1 protein-coding gene is annotated in these 1,058 nt (G+C 59.7%); it reads right to left on the bottom strand.

Annotation, left to right across the window (positions count from 1 at the left end; all coding sequences use genetic code 11):
• Nucleotides 1–781 precede the first annotated feature (781 nt).
• Nucleotides 782–1,058: hypothetical protein (locus ACLQ24_RS29785; protein WP_425895063.1), on the bottom strand; the 277-nt coding region annotated here is incomplete at its 5' end.

Raw genomic sequence — 1,058 nt, 5'->3', positions numbered from 1 at the left:
CCAAGATCATGCCAGCCACAGCCACCACAGTAGACCGCAGCCCCGCTCAGCCGATCAACTCAAGCTGAATACGTACTTCGATGTCTCCATCTAACCCGGGGCGGAACACCCCTTTTGGTCGTATGGTGTCAAGCCTCTCGTTGATTGCTGTCACGGCGAGATGCTGCGAGCATCGCGGCTTAGTTGGACGGAAATCCTTGCTCCGAATTTCGAGGCTTGACGCCGGCGTATAGCGAATGCCTGCCAAGTCTCCGATCAGCAATGGTGTGGCATTACTGGATTCCGCACGAGGCTGAGGTGCGCAGGAGTTTGTAGAGCAGATCGTAGGGCGCATCCGCTTGGCCCGCTCGACACCAATGCGGATTTGGAAGTTCTGAAACGGTCCCATGTTGTGGCCTTTCGGTGAGGGGTGATGGCCGCGTTCGCCCCGCTAGCGGGGCAGCGCAGCGGCGTTTCGTATGTCTGCCAGCGCGGCCGAGTTGGAGGATCCTGAGATCGGCATGCTGGCCGGATTGCTGGCCCGTGCGTCGGGAGTGCTGGCCGACTCGAAGTCTGGTGGTGTGTGGGCCACTCGAAGTCGATCCGGTCTCGGGCTCGGGCGGCCATCATGATGGCCGATCTGAATGGCCAGGATTGCTGGTGCACTTCGGCGACCTTTGGAATTTTTTCCGAAAAGGCGAGTGCCGGTTGAGCCTTTCGCTCAACCGGCACTCGCCTGCTGCTCTACGTCTCGTCTTTTATAGGTGTGGTATTTCGCTTGCCTCCTCATCGGTGGATGGTGTCAGAGCTCTCTGGTCGTTTGTCGACCTTGGTGGACTGCTGGCTTGGTTACCGGGACGCGGCTCTGAAGAAGAGCTCGGACGAGCAATGGGTCGAGTTGGTCGATGATCTGCCGCTCGCCGACGTAGACGCTGCGCGGATGGTCGATGCGAATCGCGTCGTTGTCATCGGCGCCGTAGGTGCGGTGGTAGCTGCCCGAGAGGTACGTATTCAGCTTGAGGTAGCCGTTTGAGGCAACCACGGCCCGGTGGTGAACAGCTGTTTGAGGACGTCGAGGG

The organism is Micromonospora sp. DT4 (assembly GCF_049841675.1).
Lineage (GTDB): Bacteria > Actinomycetota > Actinomycetes > Mycobacteriales > Micromonosporaceae > Micromonospora.
Note: the sequence above shows the minus strand (reverse complement) of the source record. Positions and strands in the feature narration are given on the sequence as shown.